We start from the raw sequence: 16,458 nt of genomic DNA, 5'->3' as shown, positions 1-16,458 counted from the left end.
TTGGAGTTTTTATGTATTTTTCATCTTTTGTAACCACCCTACAGCATACCGGCAAAGTGACGATGCGGTTATTACAACAAACAGATATGCCAACAGTTTGCGATTGGCTTAAGCAACCGTATGCGCACTTTTGGGGTATGCAGCAGCAAACCGAGCAACAAATAACTAAAGCGTATCAAGCTATTATTGATACGCCTCATCATCAGGCGTACGTGATCGAGCAAAATAATAACCTATTGGCTTTAGTTGAGCTTTATAGCCCTGAGCACGAAAGCTTAATGAAAGCGGCGTACGAGGTTGAACCTAATGATGTGGGTATGCATATTTTATTAGCGCCTAACACGGCACCTAAGCGCCATTTTAGTTTTGAAATGATGCAGTGCGTGCTGCAAAGTATTTTTGCTCAAAACAGTGCAGCCCGTGTTGTGGTTGAGCCCGACATTGCTAATAGTAAAATTCATACGTTAAATAAGCGTTTGGGATTTGTTCACACCCAGCAAATTCAACTGGGCGAAAAATCCGCTTATTTAGGCTTTTGTAATAAAGCAGCCTTTGATAGGCACAGCCAACTATTTACTGATTCGTTAGCACCTTTACAAACTGATTACGTGATACAGCCACATTGGCAATGGGCAAATCGGCATTTACAAGCTAAAGCACTCACCGAGCTTGTGCACGAGCGTTTATTGGCCGCAGAGACAACAAAGCAAGGCTTTAAAGTGAATGTTGAAGGCGGTTACTTTATTTTTAATGGCCGTGCTATGGCACTAAACCATATTGATATAGACGAGCCAAGCCTATGCTTTTACAACCTTAACGAAGAGCTTCAGCCGCTAGATGTGTTGCACTTTTTTAGTATGCAGGGGCCTGCGCTAGGTTTAACGGGTAAGCGCCTTGCCACCTACCTTGAAGAGCTAAATGCTACTTTAGCCAGTGCGTGCTTCAAACGCGAAAATAACACCTTAACAGCGGCGCAGTTAGCTAATTTAGGGCTGCAAAAGATAGAAGCCGCAATGAGTGAAGGGCATCCTGCCTTTGTTGCTAATAATGGCCGCATTGGTTTTAGTAAAGCTGACTTTTTACGTTATGCGCCAGAAGTAGGCAAACCGTTTAAAGTACTGTGGTTAGCAGCGCATAAAGCGGTATGCGACTTTGCCCATAGTGAATACTTTGCCGATTACCCAAGCCATATAAGTGATGAGCTAGATTTAACCACCCGAGACGCTTTTAACAAAGCGCTAAAAGCTCAAAACCTAAACCCCGATGATTACTTACTCATTCCTGCTCACCCTTGGCAGTACCAACACAAATTGAGTGTAGTATTTGCAAATGAGTTGGCAAATCAGCGATTAGTGTATTTAGGTGAAGGTGACGATTTATATCAAGCGCAACAATCAATTCGTACCTTATATAATTGCTCGCACCCACATAAACCGTATTTAAAAGTGGCGTTGTCGATTTTAAATATGGGATTTATGCGTGGCCTATCGCGTGCTTACATGGCGGTGACACCTGCCATTAACGATTGGGTATTTGAAAAGGTTAGCCAAGATCAACAACTCGCAGGCGCTAATTTTAAAGCGCTTAGAGAATACGCCACTTTAGGCTATGCCCATCATACGTTTGAGCAAAGCGCGCTTGGAGATACACCCTATCGTAAAATGTTTGCCTGTTTATGGCGAGAAAACCCAAATCATAATTTAAATAGTGATGAACAACTGACCACCATGGCAGCGTTATTACACTTAGATAATAATGGCCAAAGTTTAGTGGGCGAATGGATAACGCAAAGTGGTTTGAGCACGCAGCAGTGGTTACGTGCCTACTTTAATGCTTATTTAATTCCGCTAGTACATTGCTTTTACGCGCATAAATTAGTGTTTATGCCTCACGGCGAAAACCTCATTTTAAAGCTTAAAAATGAGGTGCCAGTGGGCGCATATATGAAAGACATAGGTGAAGAGGTTGCCTTACTTAATAGCACTGAAGTATTGCCAGCAGGCGTTGAACGTATTCATGTTTCTATGCCTAAAGAACTTGAGCTATTAAGTATATTTACCGATGTATTTGACTGTTTCTTTAGATACTTAGTGGCAATTTTAGTGCGAGAAGAGCGTATTACAGAGCATGACTTTTGGCAGTGTGTTACGCAAAGTGTTAAAGCATATCAACATGCTACTCCTGCTTTAAATGAGCGATTTAAAGAGTATGACTTTTTTAGTGATGAGTTTGCTCACTCTTGTTTAAACCGCTTACAGCTGGGTAATAATGAGCAAATGGTTGATTTAACGGATCCGGCAGGTAGTTTGCAGTTTGCTGGTAACTTAAACAACCCCGTATCGGCAAAGCTGTATGGCTAAACCGATTACCCTTGCGCAGTTTTTATATTGCCAACAACCCGTGCAACGAACTTTTAAACCGAGCTTATTATTAGTGCGCGCTTTAACAGTTCGTTGTAAGGCGCAGTACCCTACTGCGCCTAAGCAATTTATTAGTCGGCATTTGTATTTACAGCTTTGCTGGCAAGCTATTTACGCTTATTGCTATTGGTTTGCTTGCAAGCAAAGTACGGCTGCTCCCATTAACATGCCGTTAGCGGTAAATGGCGCTTATTGTCGTGGGTTTAACCTGAATAATGGCGTGTTAGTAAGTAAAACTGAGCAAACCAAAGCGTTTACTCATTTTATAAGCCAAGTTGGTGAATGGGTAAATACCGACTATGCACTTGGTAAAAAAGAACAAGCTCGGTTATTACTCGATTCATTAAGTAGCGCCATTGAGCGAGCTCATAGCTTAGACCTTGCTACTACTTTACATATCAACAATTGCCATCGTCAGCTGCACACCCTTATTTGTGAACACTTTAATCTTGATGCGCCATTTACTGAAAAACCCCAGCGTTTAACCTGTTGCCGCTATTATTTAGCCGGTTATAGCAAATGCCAAACCTGCCCTAAAAAGGATATTAAAACCAATGAACCAACGTCTTAAAACGATTGATCTTGCGCGTGGTGCGAGCGTTTTTATTATGATTATTGTGCATACCTTATGGATGTATGCCTCCACGACGCTTCAAAGTGAAAGTATATTTGGTACGGTTGTGCATATACTTGGCAAAGGCACCGCCTCGTTTTTAGTGGCAATGGGGCTATCTATGGCGCTTTCGCGCAGGCAAACACCTTTGCTATTAATTAAGCGTGGCATACAGCTTTTACTGCTTGCTTATTTAATGAATGCGGCCAAGTTTTGGCTGCCTATTGAAGTATTTAATACCATGCCTGAGGCATTTATAAATGCTTATGGCTGGCAAAGTCCGCTCAGTGCTGGGCAGTTACAATTTATGGTGTTAACAGGTGATATTTTACAACTGGCTGGAGTTAGCTTATTGCTGTTTGGTGTGCTTAATATTGCCCGTTGGAAAACAATATGGATTGCGGTTTTAGCCATTGCAATTGCAGTTATGAGCCAGTTTGTGAGGGGGCAACAATTTACGCTTTCACCTTATATTAGCGATTTGTTTTTTGCTAATAACTATCAGGTGTATTTTCCGGTATTTCCTTGGATAAGTGCGATATTAATGGGATACGTACTTGGTCGTTTATATCTTAGTAACCAACAAAATGCCGATTACTTATATAAAGTATGTGCACAACTCGGTGCTGCTTTACTTGTTATTGGCGGCATATGGTTAGCCATTGATTTTAAAGGGCAGTTTGGCAACTTTTTCCATTTAAATGGCGGCGGTATTAGCTATTTAATTGGCTTAAATTTATGTGCACTAGCGGCTATACAGTTTATTTTTGCTGATAAATATAATGGCCCTATTACACGTGCCCTTTTATATGCCAGTAAACATGTAACCGCGCTCTATGTTATTCAATGGGTACTTATTTGCTGGTTTATGGGGGCGCTTGGTTATCATACTCTCAGCCTTTGGCCGACACTTTGTATGATGGTACTGATGACTTTACTGACTTTTGCTGTGCACAGGGTTTATTTAAAAAGCAAACAGAGCCTCACAGACATTACGCAAAAAACCAAACGTACAGCTTAAGCTGTAAAGGGGCTTTACGGGCGCTGATTTGGGTGCCCTAGCCTGCTTTTATTGCGTCAATAACGCTATGCATACGCTTTGCTAACGGCCTATTTCGGTGATGGCACACATAAATATTTTCGCTAATTGGTTTGGTTAAATGATGCGTTTTAATAAGCGCAGGTTTATTAAAAGCACTTACTGCGTGTGCGGGTAAAACCGTAAAACCCAGCCCTAAACTTACCGGCTCCAGTATTAAACTTATTTGGTTAGAAAACCCCGTTTGCTTAATTTGATCAACATGTTCAAATTCACTGTAGTTTTCGCTAAGTAAAAGCTGCGCATGATGTTTTGCATCGGGGTGGCCAATAAAGCCAAGCTCACATAAAACCTCCCACGTTGGGTTTTCTATATGTGCGGGCGTTACTAATAATAGGGATTCTTTACCAATTTTGTGGCTGGTAACTTCACTAAGGGTAGGCGCTTGAGTTAAAAAGCCAATATCGGCACTGTGATTGGCCACCGCTTGTTCAACATTGGTATTTGGAGCAAAGCGGTAATCTATAATTAGCTTCTTGTGCTCTACTTGCAGTGCTAATAGTTGATTGTAAAACTTTAGCCCGCAACTGCCTGGCGACTGTATTTTTACTAAACCGCTGTAAGGTGAATCATCTTTTAATTGCTGCTCTAAAAACTGCCATTCTTTTAATAATAAGCTGCCTTGCTGATACAAGTTTTGCCCATGTACGGTAAGCGTAAATTGTTTACCGTGGCGCTCAAGCAAGGCGCAATCTACATGCTGCTCTAACTTTTTTATATGTTGGCTTACGCCTGACTGGGTCATATAAAGGCGCTCGGCGGTTTGGGTAAAGTGATTTACCTCAACTAAAGTACAAAACGTGTTTAACCATGTCGGGTTTATCATTACAAAATATACTCAAAATGATGATTAATGATAATTTTACTTAATGTTGGTCAGTTCGTAAACTCACTCCATCAACTAAACATAGTTAAGTAGGAGTATTTATTATGAGTCATACATATCCACGTAGTTTTTCGCACATTGGTATTTCAGTTCCCGATGTTGAAAAAGCCGTAGAGTTTTACACTAAGGTGATGGGCTGGTACACCATAATGGAGCCTACCGTGATCACTGAAGACAACAGCCCAATTGGCGAAATGTGTACCGATGTATTTGGTCCAAATTGGGAAAAATTCAAAATAGCGCATCTTTCAACAGGCGACCGAATTGGTGTAGAAATTTTTGAATTTAAAGACCAAGAAAACCCTAAAGACAACTTTGAATACTGGAAAACCGGTATCTTCCATTTCTGTGTACAAGACCCAGATGTAGAAGGCTTAGCGGATCGTATTGTTGCTGCAGGTGGTAAAAAACGTATGCCAGAGCCACGCTACTATTACCCTGGTGAAAAGCCGTACCGCATGATCTACATGGAAGACCCGTTTGGTAACATCCTTGAGATTTACAGCCACAGCTACGAGCTTATATATAGCGCTGGTGCTTATTAAAAGCATTTAGCTAAAAACAAAAGCCGCAGTATTTATTACTGCGGCTTTTTTATTTGAATAGCTTTAGTAATTAGCTAAGTAATACGTCGGATATTGGCATTTTGAAAAAGTAACTACATTTTATTATTGGGGTGATGTAACATCTTTACTATTCTTACACATACCTTTGAAAAGTTTTTCATCTATATTTTTGCGCTTAATAGCATCGTATATACTGAATAAATTTTTCCTGTCTGTCTGTTCTGCGTTTGTACCAACCGTAAAATTTTGATTAATCACAGTACAGCCATATATTGGACCCGATTCACCTAGGCCACCCACATACACAGTTCTTGTTTCTCCATCGTCTGTAGTATCTTTATCTTTTAATGAAGAGTCTTCACTTATGGGCGTTCTTTCATTCGTATTACTCACTTCAAAGTATTGTATTTGACTGTTTTCAATCCAGCCCTCGTTGGCATCCATTTGTGTAACGAGTATACCGGATGGTGGTATTTCATATACCCGAGAGCCATCTTCGTATTTCGGTGGATGCCCGTTTGGTGCATTAAATATTATGTATAGAGAGCCAACATAATTTTCAGGTATAAGGTAAATTACGGGTTCACTTTTTTTTACCTCTGTACAGGCTGATAATAACGATATCATTGAACCAAAAAACAATATTTTAAAAAAGTGTGCTTTAAAGATGAGTTTCATCGAGTCGCCTTTTTACTTAAGTAAGCCATTAAAACAGTTTTCTAAACTCGCTTTTTCAAGCAGCATACAATGACCACTATTTGCTGGAATAGAAGTAAAACGATAATTCCAATCCGCTATTTTATGAAAGCTTAATTTAGGGTATTTATTTGCCTGTCTAAATAGTTCATCGCCTACGGTCCCTTTAAAACTACCATTATTGTTGAGAGGCAAGCGGAGTGCGCTTACAATCATTGGGTAATCAGCGTTGAGAGATAAGCTTAGTGGTGGCGCACCTTTGCGAACATGTATACCAAGAGAGATAGCTCGCCCACCAGGACCAACAATAAATGCTTCACAATTAGGAAAAGCATCGCCAGTGATATAAGTAACTATATCCATGTGACCGCTAACAGTATCAATGTCTATAATAATTTTATACTTAACATTTAAAGTTGGCACGTATGAAAAGTCTAATCTTTCTTGCATCTGAGGTGAGCCAGGCATTGCGTGATTAACTCCCCCGTATTGGCCGTCTAACCGATACTGATAAATACTATTATTAGTTGGAGGTTTTTCTTTGAGGGTAACACGCCCTTTTGGTGCTAGGTTACCAGAATATATTCTTTTCTTATCTTCCCACGGTGCTTTTGATGGATCTGATATTGTATCAATAGATACTAATTTTACTATTTTTTGTAGAAAACCGTAGACGATGCCAAATCCTTGAGGTCGTAGGTTTAATACCACTAGGTTTTAGAGAAAACCCTCGATTTATCTCCTTCAAACATTGGTCCAGACCAGCCAAAGTCTTTTTCAGGGTGAAATGAGCATATATTAATTTCGTAGTTTGCTAATTGAATAGCTATAACCTTAATTCCATTTATTGATAATTAAAAATCCGTTTCGATAATAGTAACACCAGCTTAAGAGCATAACAATTCTGTAAAAGCTTCAAAAGCACAGTATTATTGTTTGTTATCAATAAAGAATTACACGTGTCATATACACAAAGCCGCAGTATTTATTACTGTGGTTTTGTGCCTAAAAAGAATACATTGCCTAGATATGTTAGTGCTGATAACGTGATAAAACAAAACTACTTATAACTCCATGTTTTAAATTAAGGACAATAATGAACATTTCATTGGAAGATGTCACCTCTGCTAATTACGAAGAGGTATGCGATTTAGACGTTACAAAAGCGCAACAAGAATACGTAGCGTGTAATATGTGGTCGTTAGTTGAGTCTCATTATAATGTTGGGTATACCTGTAAAGCTATTTACCAAAATAATGAGCCTGTAGGCTTTTTTATGTGGGTACAAGAAACCCTTACAAAAGTTTCTATTTGGCGTTTTATGGTAGATGAACATCATCAAAATAAAGGTATTGGCCGCCAAGCATTATTAATGGCAATTGCAGAGATTAAAACGACTTCTAAGCTTGAACAAATCGAGATTTGTTATAACCCGCAAAACCCTGTAGCTAAGGATTTTTATTCTAGTTTTGGGTTTGAAGAAGTTGGCCTAGATGAAGACGAAGAAGATATGTTAGCCATTATTAATATAAAAAGTTAACCCAATTTTGTTTAGCGCGTTGCTTATTGCCATAAAAATTAGTGCTTAGTAAGGTGTGGAGGATGTTGCAGTGCTAATTTTTTTAGCTGTGTAATGCATGAAAGCGCTAAGTCATGATATTCATCATCGCTATACAATATCTCGTTTAGCAGATTAATAGATTGTATGAGTGCATTGTGCGCAGCACTTTGTTCGTCTAAAAAGTGAAGTGTGGAATAAAGGCGCTCTGTAAGTGAGGTAATTTGTATGATTTGCTGTTTATTCGCACAGTTATACATTTGAGCTAATAAGGACGCACTTTCAAGTGCACACCCCAAATACGGCAATGCTTGTGCAAATTGGTATCGTTTAAACAGCGCTTCGCCACTTAGCTGCGCATTTTGAATATCTATAATTGCTTGTTCTGGTTGACATAAAACATGTTGTTTGTGTCGAGCACATAAAAAAGGTAATGCCATGGTACGTTCCATATCTGTTTATTTTTTAAGACTGTAAAACAGAAATCCCAAAACATCAAATGATAATTGTTTTTATTTGTATTTGTAGGTTTAATGCAGTTTGTTGTGTATACTAACTTCATTGTTTTGATTCTTATTTTTATAAAAACCGATATGAAAAACCCATTTTTAGCACTTGTTTTACTCAGTGGATTATCAGGCTGCAGTATAAACACAGTATCAGTATCTCAAAGTTCATCCTTGTATAATTACGGGCTTTATAATGCAAATGGCCAGCGAGTTAATTCAATATTGTCAGAATCCACGCTTTTGAATGCCGATATTGTTTTAGTCGGTGAATGGCATACACACCCCGGTGTGCACTTATTTCAGGCTGAGCTGTTTCAGCAATTAAGCACGCAAAATAAGCCTATTGCTCTATCGCTTGAGCAATTTAGCCGCGCTGATCAGCAAACACTAAACCTTTACCTTGAGAGTAAAATTGGCGAACAATACTTAATTGATAACACTAAGGCTTGGCCTAATTATAAGAGCGATTATCGTGCGTTAGTGGAATTGGCGAAGATACAAAATAGCGATGTGATAGCTGCAAATGCGCCTAAACATATTGTTACCTGTATTGGTCGCCAAGGTATTAATTATATTAATAAGCTTGACGCACAACAGCGTAGTTTTATTGCAAAAGAGATAGATATTTCTCCAAGCCTTTATAAAGAACGCTTTATGCAATCCATGCATCATGGAACGGCGAGTAAAAACGAAAAACTTTACGCCGCGCAAGTTACTTGGGATGAAACCATGGCTGAGTCTATCGTTAACCATATTAGTGAAAATAAGGGCACACAGGTTATACATTTAGCCGGTGACTTTCATGTGAGAAATGGTGAAGGCATAGCGCGGGTAATTAAGCGAATTGCCCCAGAGCTCAATGTTGTATGGGTTTCGCCAGTATCAAAAGTACAACCTGAGCAAAATGGTTATCAATTAGAAGTTAACGCTTTGCCTGCTCGTTATGTGCAAAAAGCACATCAACAAGCGGCATTCAAAGCTTTAGTCAAGCGAGGGGAGAAAACACAGTGCCAATAATAGGTTGGCACTGTGTTTGTGTAATACACTTTTTAATATTTACTTAAGCGTAAATGTGCCTTTCATCATGGCGTAATGGCCAGGAAAAGAACAAAAGAAAGTGTAATCGGTTCCGGCGGTTAAGCCGCTGGTTTTAAAAGTAACTTCGGTTGTTTTGCCGCCGCCAATAATGTCTGTAGCACCAATCACGCGACTATCATTAGGCTTTATGTAGTGGTTGCTAAGCCCTGCTGCGTTGCCATCTGTGATAATACCTTGCATGTTTTGTTCAGTAGATAGCACCCAGTTATGACCCATTACATTGGCAGGTAATTTACCGGTGTGACTAAGTTGAACGGTCACTTGCTTACAGCTTTTAGGGGCGCTTAGTGTTTTAGTTGAAAACTGCATCATATCGTTTGCATCTATATTTAGTGTGCATTCGTCTGCATATGCAGCATTGGCACTCAGTAGCAGTGTAGTGCTGAGTAAGGCTATTAATTTTTTCATACTGTCTCCGCTAGTTGGTTTGAGCTGTTTCGAGCTTGATTTGTTAAGGCTACAAGTGCTTTTCGCACGGCTAATGGGCTATCGCACTCGTTCGCAAAATTAATAAAGTAATTACGCTTGTGGCTTTGTATATAAAAGCCTGTGGATAGTAGGCCGCTCATTATTGGGGTGTTATCGGCTACGTTATAGTGCTGCATTAATATCAGCGACATAGCATCTTGATGATCTTCATTCATATGAGTGATCATGCTTTGCTGCTGGCTTTCATCCCACTTTTTAGGCTGAGCTTGCCACTCGTTTTGCTCAAGCCAAAATATTTTTCCAAAACCGCCAATATAACGCACCCGTACTACATCTAATTGCCAAAGCTGAAAATCATGCGCATTGCGATAGCTTGCAGCCTCAGGGTACAAAGCTATATATTTATCAAGTAGCACTTCGCTTTGCTCTTTTGCCACAATAGAGCCATCACCTACGAGTGTTACTCGCCCATGTTCGTTTTGATCGCCATAATCGGCGGCATCAAAAATAGTTAGACTCATGCGTGAGTCCTGTTTTAAATTTTTGGTATGCTGAGCTATGTCACTAATAAAAAAGTAGATGCGGCCTTGTTCGTCACACATATAAGGTGTAACAGAGCCAAACGGATAGCCGCGTAAATTATTTGAAATGGTCGACATTACGCCGGCATGGGTTTTAAAAACGAGCGTACGTGCGTCGTTTAATGCTTGCTCTCTCATGAAAACTCCTGACGTTGAGAAAAAACCATGGGCGCATCGTTATAAGGATGAGGGTTAACGTGCAATTTCATGGCGTACATTTGTTGTAAGTTTTGTGCTGTTAAAACGGTATTTATAGACCCGCTTTGCAGCACTTTTTGGTTGTGTAATAAAATAGCGTTGGTTGCATAAAGGCTTGCTAAATTAAGATCGTGTATAGCAATAATGGCGCTGTTTCCTTGCTCTACAAAGGTTCTAACACAGCTAAGTAAAGTATGTTGATGACGCATATCTAGCGCTGATGTTGGCTCATCGAGCAACATTAATTTAGGCCCCGTTTGCGCAGTAAAAGCATCTAACTGGGCTAATGTGCGCGCCATATGAACTCGCTGTTGTTCGCCGCCCGAAAGCGCACTCATTCTACGTGTTAGGTAATGGGTTAAATCCATAAGTGAGGCATATTTTTGAACTTTATTGGCTTGTGTTTTAAGAGACTCTGTATAGGGATAGCGGCCCATAGCAATGAGTTCAAATACACTAAAATCAAAGCCAACATGGTTACTTTGCATCATTACAGCGCGCTTGCTAGCTAATTGCTCTTTAGAAAATGAATGCAAAGGTTTGGTATTAAATAGTATATCTCCCTCAAAGGGATGCATGCCTGCCAAAGTATGCAGTAAGGTCGATTTACCTGCGCCATTTTCGCCTATCAGTGCGACAAGTTGTCCTGCTTGGATATTGCCGCTAATACCCTCTAAAACACGATGGGTGTTAAAGCCTATATTGAGGTTGTTAAACGTGATCATGACCAATCTCGCTTATTTTTAATGATCAAATATATAAATAGTGGAGCGCCAAGTAACGCCGTTATAATGCCAATTGGCAGCTCCGCAGGCATAACAACCAAGCGTGCCAACCAATCTGAAAGTAGCAACACAATCACACCTAAAAGCATACAAAGTGGCAGCATATTTCGTAAATGTGGCCCAACCATGAGGCGTGCGATGTGAGGAACAACTAAACCAACAAAGCCAATTAAACCTGTTAGCGCAACTACCGCACCTACGCCCAATGCAACTAATATAATGACGTATAATTTAAGCTTGCTGGTATCGACACCTAAGTATTGAGCTTGTGATTCACCAATAAGAAGTAGATTCATTGGCTCTTTTAATCGCCATAGCCCGATAAGGCTCAGTAAAAGCAAAGGACTCGCTTGTTTTATATTATCCCAACTCGCACCGCCTAATGAGCCCATGGTCCAATAGTTAATTAACCGCAGTGCGCTGTCATCAGCATAAAAACTTAATAACCCAATAACAGCAAATGCCAATGCATTAATAGCGACACCGACTAATATAAGCGTATTTATATTAATTTGTTTTTGTTGTTTTGAGACTAAATATACCAGCGACGTTACTGATAATGCGCCCAAAAATGAGGCATAAGGTAAGTAGTGTTGAGCGTTAAAATTAAACTGTGCACTAAGCGCAATAAAAGCCACCGCAACCATTGCAGCGCCTGCGCTTATACCAATAATAGAGGGATCGGCAAGCGGGTTACGGCACAGCGCTTGAGTTGCAGCCCCTGTTTGCGCAAGTACTAAACCCACCATCACTGCAAGAACAAAACGAGGCAGGCGTATTTGTGTAACCACATTGATTTGTAGCGCATCAAATTGACTAAAATGCTCAGGGGCTAGCCATGCAATAGCTAAACGCCAATCCCATCCTGCGGCTCCATAGCCTATGCTAAGTAATGCTAAAGCAAAAATGCAGCCATAACTTAATAGCATCCACTTATGCGGATTACTCAGTGTTATGGCGTTAAAACGATTCAAAGTTAACGTGCTCATAAGCGTGTTTTATACTCATGCAATGCTTGAATCGCAGTTGCAATACGCGGCGACATGCCCAGTGAAAGTAAGCTGTCCATGACCAGTAATTGACACTCTTGCGCTGCTTTTAATAAACGAAGTGTAGGCTGTTTACAAAAGGCTTGTTTCCCACCAAGGCTTTGCACAACATGCGCTGGCGCCACTAAAAAATCGGGCTGACTTACAGCCAGTACTTCACTGTTAATTGCTTTAAAGCCTGTATGCGTAGCAGCTATATTGGTAATGCCCGCATAATTAAACAGCAAGTTGGGCACCGTTTCTTGTCCTGCTGCGACGAGCCCACGCTCATTAGCTGAAAGTAAAAACAAAGCGTTATGAGTCTGTGTTTTTGCTTTAGTAGGTAACGATTTTTTTATTTTAGTAATTAGGTTTTGAGCTTTTAGGTTTGCATCTAAATCACTACCAAGGTGCTTAATTAGCGCAAGCAGTTCATTTACAGATGTCGGCTTTTTATAGTGAATAACCTTCACTCCGGTTGCTTCTATTTGCTTTAGCGCCTGCTCTCTTCCTGCACCTTCAAGTGCAAGTAACGTAGTTGGGCGCATTGAAAGCACTCCCTCAGCGGCTAGGTCTCGATAGTAACCTACCTGTGGCAACTGTGTTGCTTGTTGCGGATACATACTTGATTGGTCAACCGCGACTAAACTATTTTGTTTTTCTAGTGCGTAGATTATTTCAGTTAATGTGCCGCCAGCACTGATCACACGCTCTTTCGCGAGTGCTGATTGAGTGGCTAAAGCCAGAAAAAAAATTAGGTACTTCATAACAAACTCCGATTTTATTTTTTAGTATTATAACTACTTTAATCTAAATGAAAATGATTATCATAATCAATTGATCTTATTTTGGGTTAGTTGTACCATTTAAAAGTAAATAATAACTATTATCATTTGGAGTGGAGATGAATCCCTTTTCTTTTAAATTTACAGCATTAGCCTCTTTGTTAATTAGCTCTGGTAGCGCACTGGCCGAAAATGTTATTGACGATCATATTGTGGTTAGTGGCTCTCGTTTTGAACAAAAGCTTGAAGATGTGACTGGCTCAGTAACGGTTATTACCGAACAAGATATTGAGCGTCAGCTCGCTGTAGATTTACAAACTATGTTTAAATACGATCCAAGTATCTCAAGTACTGGCAGTGGCGCAGGCGCGCAAACACTAACTGTACGAGGTGTTGGTGGCAACAGAGTTGTTTTTATTAAAGATGGAAGACGCACAAACGATGGCTACGCTGGCGGCGGCGGTTATTTAGTGGGTCGAAACTACTTTGATGTTGCAGGTGTTAAACAAGTTGAAGTTGCAAAAGGGGCGGCATCATCGCTATATGGTTCTGATGCACTAGGGGGAATTGTAGTAATAACAACTAAAGACCCGAGTGATTATTTAGTGGATCAACAAAGCTTGGTAAAAGTAGCGTTAGGCTACCAAGGCCAAAGTAATCAGGTTGCTGCTGATATTACAGCAGCAAAAGATTTAGGTGACGTTGCTATTAGCGCTGTTTATAGCCATCGCGATAGTGAAGAAGTACAAAACTACGCTGAAGATTTACCAGGTTACGATGCCCGCTCGGACGCTTTGCTGCTTAAAGTTGAGCAAAAACTTGATGAAAAACGCACCCTTAAGTATACCTTAGATTACTTTAATCAAACGACAGAGCAAGTAATCACTCCATCCATTCAAGAAACCGAAGACGAAGACACAAATATCTCATTTGCACTCGATTATGATTCAGATATGGCAACAGCTATATTTGATAAATGGTATGGGCAACTATCTTATAGTCGATACGAGCAACAAAGTGACCAAATAAGCGCAGCTAGAAATTACATCGATTATAATGACTACGGGTTTGAGCAAGATATTTTAGGCTTAAAAGCGGTATTTAGTAAGGAAGTTAAAGGAGAAAATACCGAGCATGAATTTGTCTATGGAGTAGATATTGATTTATATGATACTACTCGACCACGCTTAAAAACCCGTGTATTAAATGATGGTACTGTTGATTTTACGAATGAAAAACAAAAAGCATTTCCCGGCGCCGATACTTCTTTAGTTGGTGTATATATGCAAGACAGTATTAAATTTAACGAGACTGATTGGTCGTTAGTTGCGGGTATTCGTTACGATTATTATGCACTTGAAGCCAAAAAAGATGCGTTATACGCTGACGCCGAGCTTGATGATATTACCGAGTCTGCGTTTTCACCAAAGCTGGGTGTGATTTATCAGGTAGACGATAATTTATCTTGGTATGGGCAATATGTTCGAGGCTTTAAAATACCGCCACACGACCAAGCCTATCAAAGCCATGGTGTTGAGCCATTTTATCAAATATTACCAAACGCAGATTTAGACCCTGAAAGCAGTGACTCATTCGAGATCGGATTAAGATACGCAAGTAGCGATATTAGTGTAAATCTAAGTACTTTTTATGCTGCCTATGATGACTTTATCGAAACAACCATTGCGGGTGTTGAGCCAACTTATATTCCTAATGTAAATAAAACATTTTACCAATACCAAAATATTAGCGAAACCCAGATCAGCGGTGTAGAAGCTGGTATTGCTATGTATGTCACCGACGATATTTTATTAGAAGCCAATGTTGCTTACGTAGATGGTGAAAACAAAGACTCTGATCAGCCACTTACTAGTATTAGCCCGTTAAATGGTTCTATATTGGTAAGCACTGAGTTTGGCAATGTTAATTGGACCGCTGCTTGGCGTTTAGCTAAGGCGCAGTCTGATGTAGTACTTGATACTAATGGTAATAAAACAACACAAGGTAACGGTTATGGTGTTGTTGATTTATATGCAAATTATCAGTGGCAAGCATGGCAAATGAATGTAGGTTTACTTAATCTACTCGATAAAGAGTACGTACCGTTTGAACTTATTGCTGGTCAATCCAAAGGTACTGATTTTAGCCAATATAGCCAACCAGGACGTAATGTTTCGGCTCGGATAAGCTATCAGTTTTAATTAATATTAAAAGTTGTATATATACCAATCGGCATAAATATCTGAATAATTTAACGGATTGAATTTTTCTATGTCTAAGCTGATTGGTATAAAAAGCACTAGAAAACTCTGCGTATTGCGCCATAGTGTAAAGGGGGTTTACGCCCCCCGTGATCTTTGTACTGCTCATATCTTTCAATAACACTATGCATACATTTTCTAAAGAGTGCGCTTAAATCAATATTGGTTTACTAAAGGCACTTATGGCATGCGTATTCAACACGAGAAACCTAAGCTAATTATAAAAAGGAGATATCAGCTCGAACAGGTTACGTCACTCATATCGAAAGTATGCGTTAAACCAGCAGGATCTTTATTAATTACTATTAGGTTATTCTTTTCAATGTAAAAAGTGTATTCGCGCATCCAATTGAGTTTCGCAATTTGCTTTAGCTCATAACGGCCAAATGCTAGCGGGCAATTTAAATACGCATAATGGTAGGCTTTCCCCATCGCGCCAGGGTCTGCGGTGTTAATATAAATAGTACGATCAGTAAACGTGCTTTGTTTGTGAATATAATCAGGGGTTGATAATGAAGAACCATTGAATAAAATCCCTAAACACAAAAAAGGAATTTGTATTACACCGACTAATGTAAGAATGATAAAGAACAACCACTTAGCGATTTTATTTTTAATTATGCTTTTAATTTTTTCAGATTTGGCGAGCAGTAATATTAAACCTGTAATTACCAACACCAATTTTATATAAAGTAGATTATGGCTTAATGTATCCATAAGCCGTGGAGAGTGCCAATTTAAACCCCAAAGCGTTCCACCATGCATACTCTCCAGAAAGGGTAACAATAAACATGCCGTAATAAGAAAAATAATTAACGAGATATTATTGCTGCTTGTATCCATTGATTTTTGTCCTTTAAATCTAACCGGAGTCGCTGTTTTTTTAGTGTGATATTTATAACATAATTTAAAATGCAGCGTACCTAAAATGTTATAAACAAGATAG

At 39.6% G+C, this 16,458-nt stretch carries 17 protein-coding genes; 7 read left to right on the top strand and 10 right to left on the bottom strand.

The annotated features are described in order from the left end of the window. Positions 1-11 precede the first annotated feature (11 nt). Genes ACNSN3_RS17545 through ACNSN3_RS17535 form a run of 3 tightly spaced genes read left to right on the top strand, consistent with a single transcriptional unit; the run spans position 12 to position 4,054 of the window. The gene (locus tag ACNSN3_RS17545) at positions 12-2,360 is read left to right on the top strand and encodes a GNAT family N-acetyltransferase (RefSeq protein ID WP_418609180.1); all 2,349 of its coding nucleotides are present in this window, start codon (positions 12-14) and stop codon (positions 2,358-2,360) included. Next, on the top strand, positions 2,353-2,991 hold the full coding sequence (locus tag ACNSN3_RS17540; protein WP_138595369.1) for a hypothetical protein: 639 nt from the start codon (positions 2,353-2,355) through the stop codon (positions 2,989-2,991). Before ACNSN3_RS17545 ends, ACNSN3_RS17540 begins: the two co-directional genes overlap by 8 nt. Next, positions 2,975-4,054: a heparan-alpha-glucosaminide N-acetyltransferase domain-containing protein gene (locus ACNSN3_RS17535; protein ID WP_418609178.1), complete on the top strand. Its 1,080-nt coding sequence runs from the start codon at positions 2,975-2,977 to the stop codon at positions 4,052-4,054. The genes ACNSN3_RS17540 and ACNSN3_RS17535 overlap by 17 nt, the downstream gene beginning before the upstream one ends. Positions 4,055-4,091: 37 nt before the next feature. Here the strand turns inward: ACNSN3_RS17535 and ACNSN3_RS17530 are convergent, their stop codons facing one another. Beyond that, positions 4,092-4,958, bottom strand: a complete 867-nt coding sequence (locus ACNSN3_RS17530; RefSeq protein ID WP_418609176.1) for a LysR family transcriptional regulator — start codon at positions 4,956-4,958, stop codon at positions 4,092-4,094. Positions 4,959-5,062: 104 nt separating this feature from the next. Here ACNSN3_RS17530 and ACNSN3_RS17525 point away from each other — a divergent pair, with 104 nt between their 5' ends. Next, on the top strand, positions 5,063-5,563 hold the full coding sequence (locus ACNSN3_RS17525) for a lactoylglutathione lyase family protein (protein WP_008130525.1): 501 nt from the start codon (positions 5,063-5,065) through the stop codon (positions 5,561-5,563). Positions 5,564-5,686: 123 nt separating this feature from the next. Here ACNSN3_RS17525 and ACNSN3_RS17520 read toward each other — a convergent pair whose 3' ends face one another. Together ACNSN3_RS17520 and ACNSN3_RS17515 are read right to left on the bottom strand one after the other, a co-directional pair. Next, positions 5,687-6,262 (bottom strand): DUF6843 domain-containing protein, encoded by a 576-nt coding sequence (locus tag ACNSN3_RS17520; protein ID WP_418609174.1) that lies wholly within the window; start codon positions 6,260-6,262, stop codon positions 5,687-5,689. A gap of 12 nt (positions 6,263-6,274) precedes the next feature. Further along, on the bottom strand, positions 6,275-6,991 hold the full coding sequence (locus ACNSN3_RS17515; protein WP_248526961.1) for a hypothetical protein: 717 nt from the start codon (positions 6,989-6,991) through the stop codon (positions 6,275-6,277). 385 nt (positions 6,992-7,376) lie between these two features. Between ACNSN3_RS17515 and ACNSN3_RS17510 the strand changes: the two genes are divergently transcribed. After that, positions 7,377-7,820, top strand: a complete 444-nt coding sequence (locus tag ACNSN3_RS17510) for a GNAT family N-acetyltransferase (protein WP_090495266.1) — start codon at positions 7,377-7,379, stop codon at positions 7,818-7,820. Between the two features lie 38 nt (positions 7,821-7,858). Here the strand turns inward: ACNSN3_RS17510 and ACNSN3_RS17505 are convergent, their stop codons facing one another. Beyond that, the gene (locus tag ACNSN3_RS17505) at positions 7,859-8,278 is read right to left on the bottom strand and encodes a hypothetical protein (RefSeq protein WP_010388755.1); all 420 of its coding nucleotides are present in this window, start codon (positions 8,276-8,278) and stop codon (positions 7,859-7,861) included. 153 nt (positions 8,279-8,431) lie between these two features. On the opposite strand from ACNSN3_RS17505, the gene ACNSN3_RS17500 reads away from it, so the two are divergent. Next, the gene (locus tag ACNSN3_RS17500; RefSeq protein ID WP_418609171.1) at positions 8,432-9,364 is read left to right on the top strand and encodes a ChaN family lipoprotein; all 933 of its coding nucleotides are present in this window, start codon (positions 8,432-8,434) and stop codon (positions 9,362-9,364) included. A gap of 39 nt (positions 9,365-9,403) precedes the next feature. Here the strand turns inward: ACNSN3_RS17500 and azu are convergent, their stop codons facing one another. The 5 genes from azu to ACNSN3_RS17475 are packed head-to-tail and all read right to left on the bottom strand — an operon-like array spanning position 9,404 to position 13,233. Further along, the gene (gene azu, locus ACNSN3_RS17495) at positions 9,404-9,853 is read right to left on the bottom strand and encodes an azurin (protein WP_193049779.1); all 450 of its coding nucleotides are present in this window, start codon (positions 9,851-9,853) and stop codon (positions 9,404-9,406) included. Beyond that, the gene (locus ACNSN3_RS17490) at positions 9,850-10,593 is read right to left on the bottom strand and encodes a HugZ family protein (RefSeq protein ID WP_418609170.1); all 744 of its coding nucleotides are present in this window, start codon (positions 10,591-10,593) and stop codon (positions 9,850-9,852) included. The genes azu and ACNSN3_RS17490 overlap by 4 nt, the downstream gene beginning before the upstream one ends. Beyond that, positions 10,590-11,378, bottom strand: a complete 789-nt coding sequence (locus ACNSN3_RS17485; protein ID WP_010388751.1) for a heme ABC transporter ATP-binding protein — start codon at positions 11,376-11,378, stop codon at positions 10,590-10,592. The genes ACNSN3_RS17490 and ACNSN3_RS17485 overlap by 4 nt, the downstream gene beginning before the upstream one ends. After that, on the bottom strand, positions 11,375-12,427 hold the full coding sequence (locus tag ACNSN3_RS17480; protein ID WP_024602445.1) for a FecCD family ABC transporter permease: 1,053 nt from the start codon (positions 12,425-12,427) through the stop codon (positions 11,375-11,377). The genes ACNSN3_RS17485 and ACNSN3_RS17480 overlap by 4 nt, the downstream gene beginning before the upstream one ends. Further along, the gene (locus tag ACNSN3_RS17475) at positions 12,424-13,233 is read right to left on the bottom strand and encodes a heme/hemin ABC transporter substrate-binding protein (RefSeq protein WP_010388749.1); all 810 of its coding nucleotides are present in this window, start codon (positions 13,231-13,233) and stop codon (positions 12,424-12,426) included. The genes ACNSN3_RS17480 and ACNSN3_RS17475 overlap by 4 nt, the downstream gene beginning before the upstream one ends. Positions 13,234-13,370: 137 nt before the next feature. Between ACNSN3_RS17475 and ACNSN3_RS17470 the strand changes: the two genes are divergently transcribed. Next, complete coding sequence (locus ACNSN3_RS17470; RefSeq protein WP_418609168.1) at positions 13,371-15,452, top strand: TonB-dependent hemoglobin/transferrin/lactoferrin family receptor; 2,082 nt, start codon at positions 13,371-13,373, stop codon at positions 15,450-15,452. A 294-nt stretch (positions 15,453-15,746) separates the two neighbouring features. Here ACNSN3_RS17470 and ACNSN3_RS17465 read toward each other — a convergent pair whose 3' ends face one another. Further along, on the bottom strand, positions 15,747-16,355 hold the full coding sequence (locus tag ACNSN3_RS17465) for a hypothetical protein (RefSeq protein ID WP_418609166.1): 609 nt from the start codon (positions 16,353-16,355) through the stop codon (positions 15,747-15,749). Between the last annotated feature and the right edge of the window lie 103 nt (positions 16,356-16,458).

Origin of the sequence: Pseudoalteromonas sp. US3C1004 (assembly GCF_048401065.1) — a bacterium.
Taxonomy (GTDB): Bacteria; Pseudomonadota; Gammaproteobacteria; order Enterobacterales; family Alteromonadaceae; genus Pseudoalteromonas; species Pseudoalteromonas undina.
The sequence above is the reverse complement of the archived record's forward strand: the minus strand, read 5'-3'. Positions and strand labels throughout refer to the sequence as shown.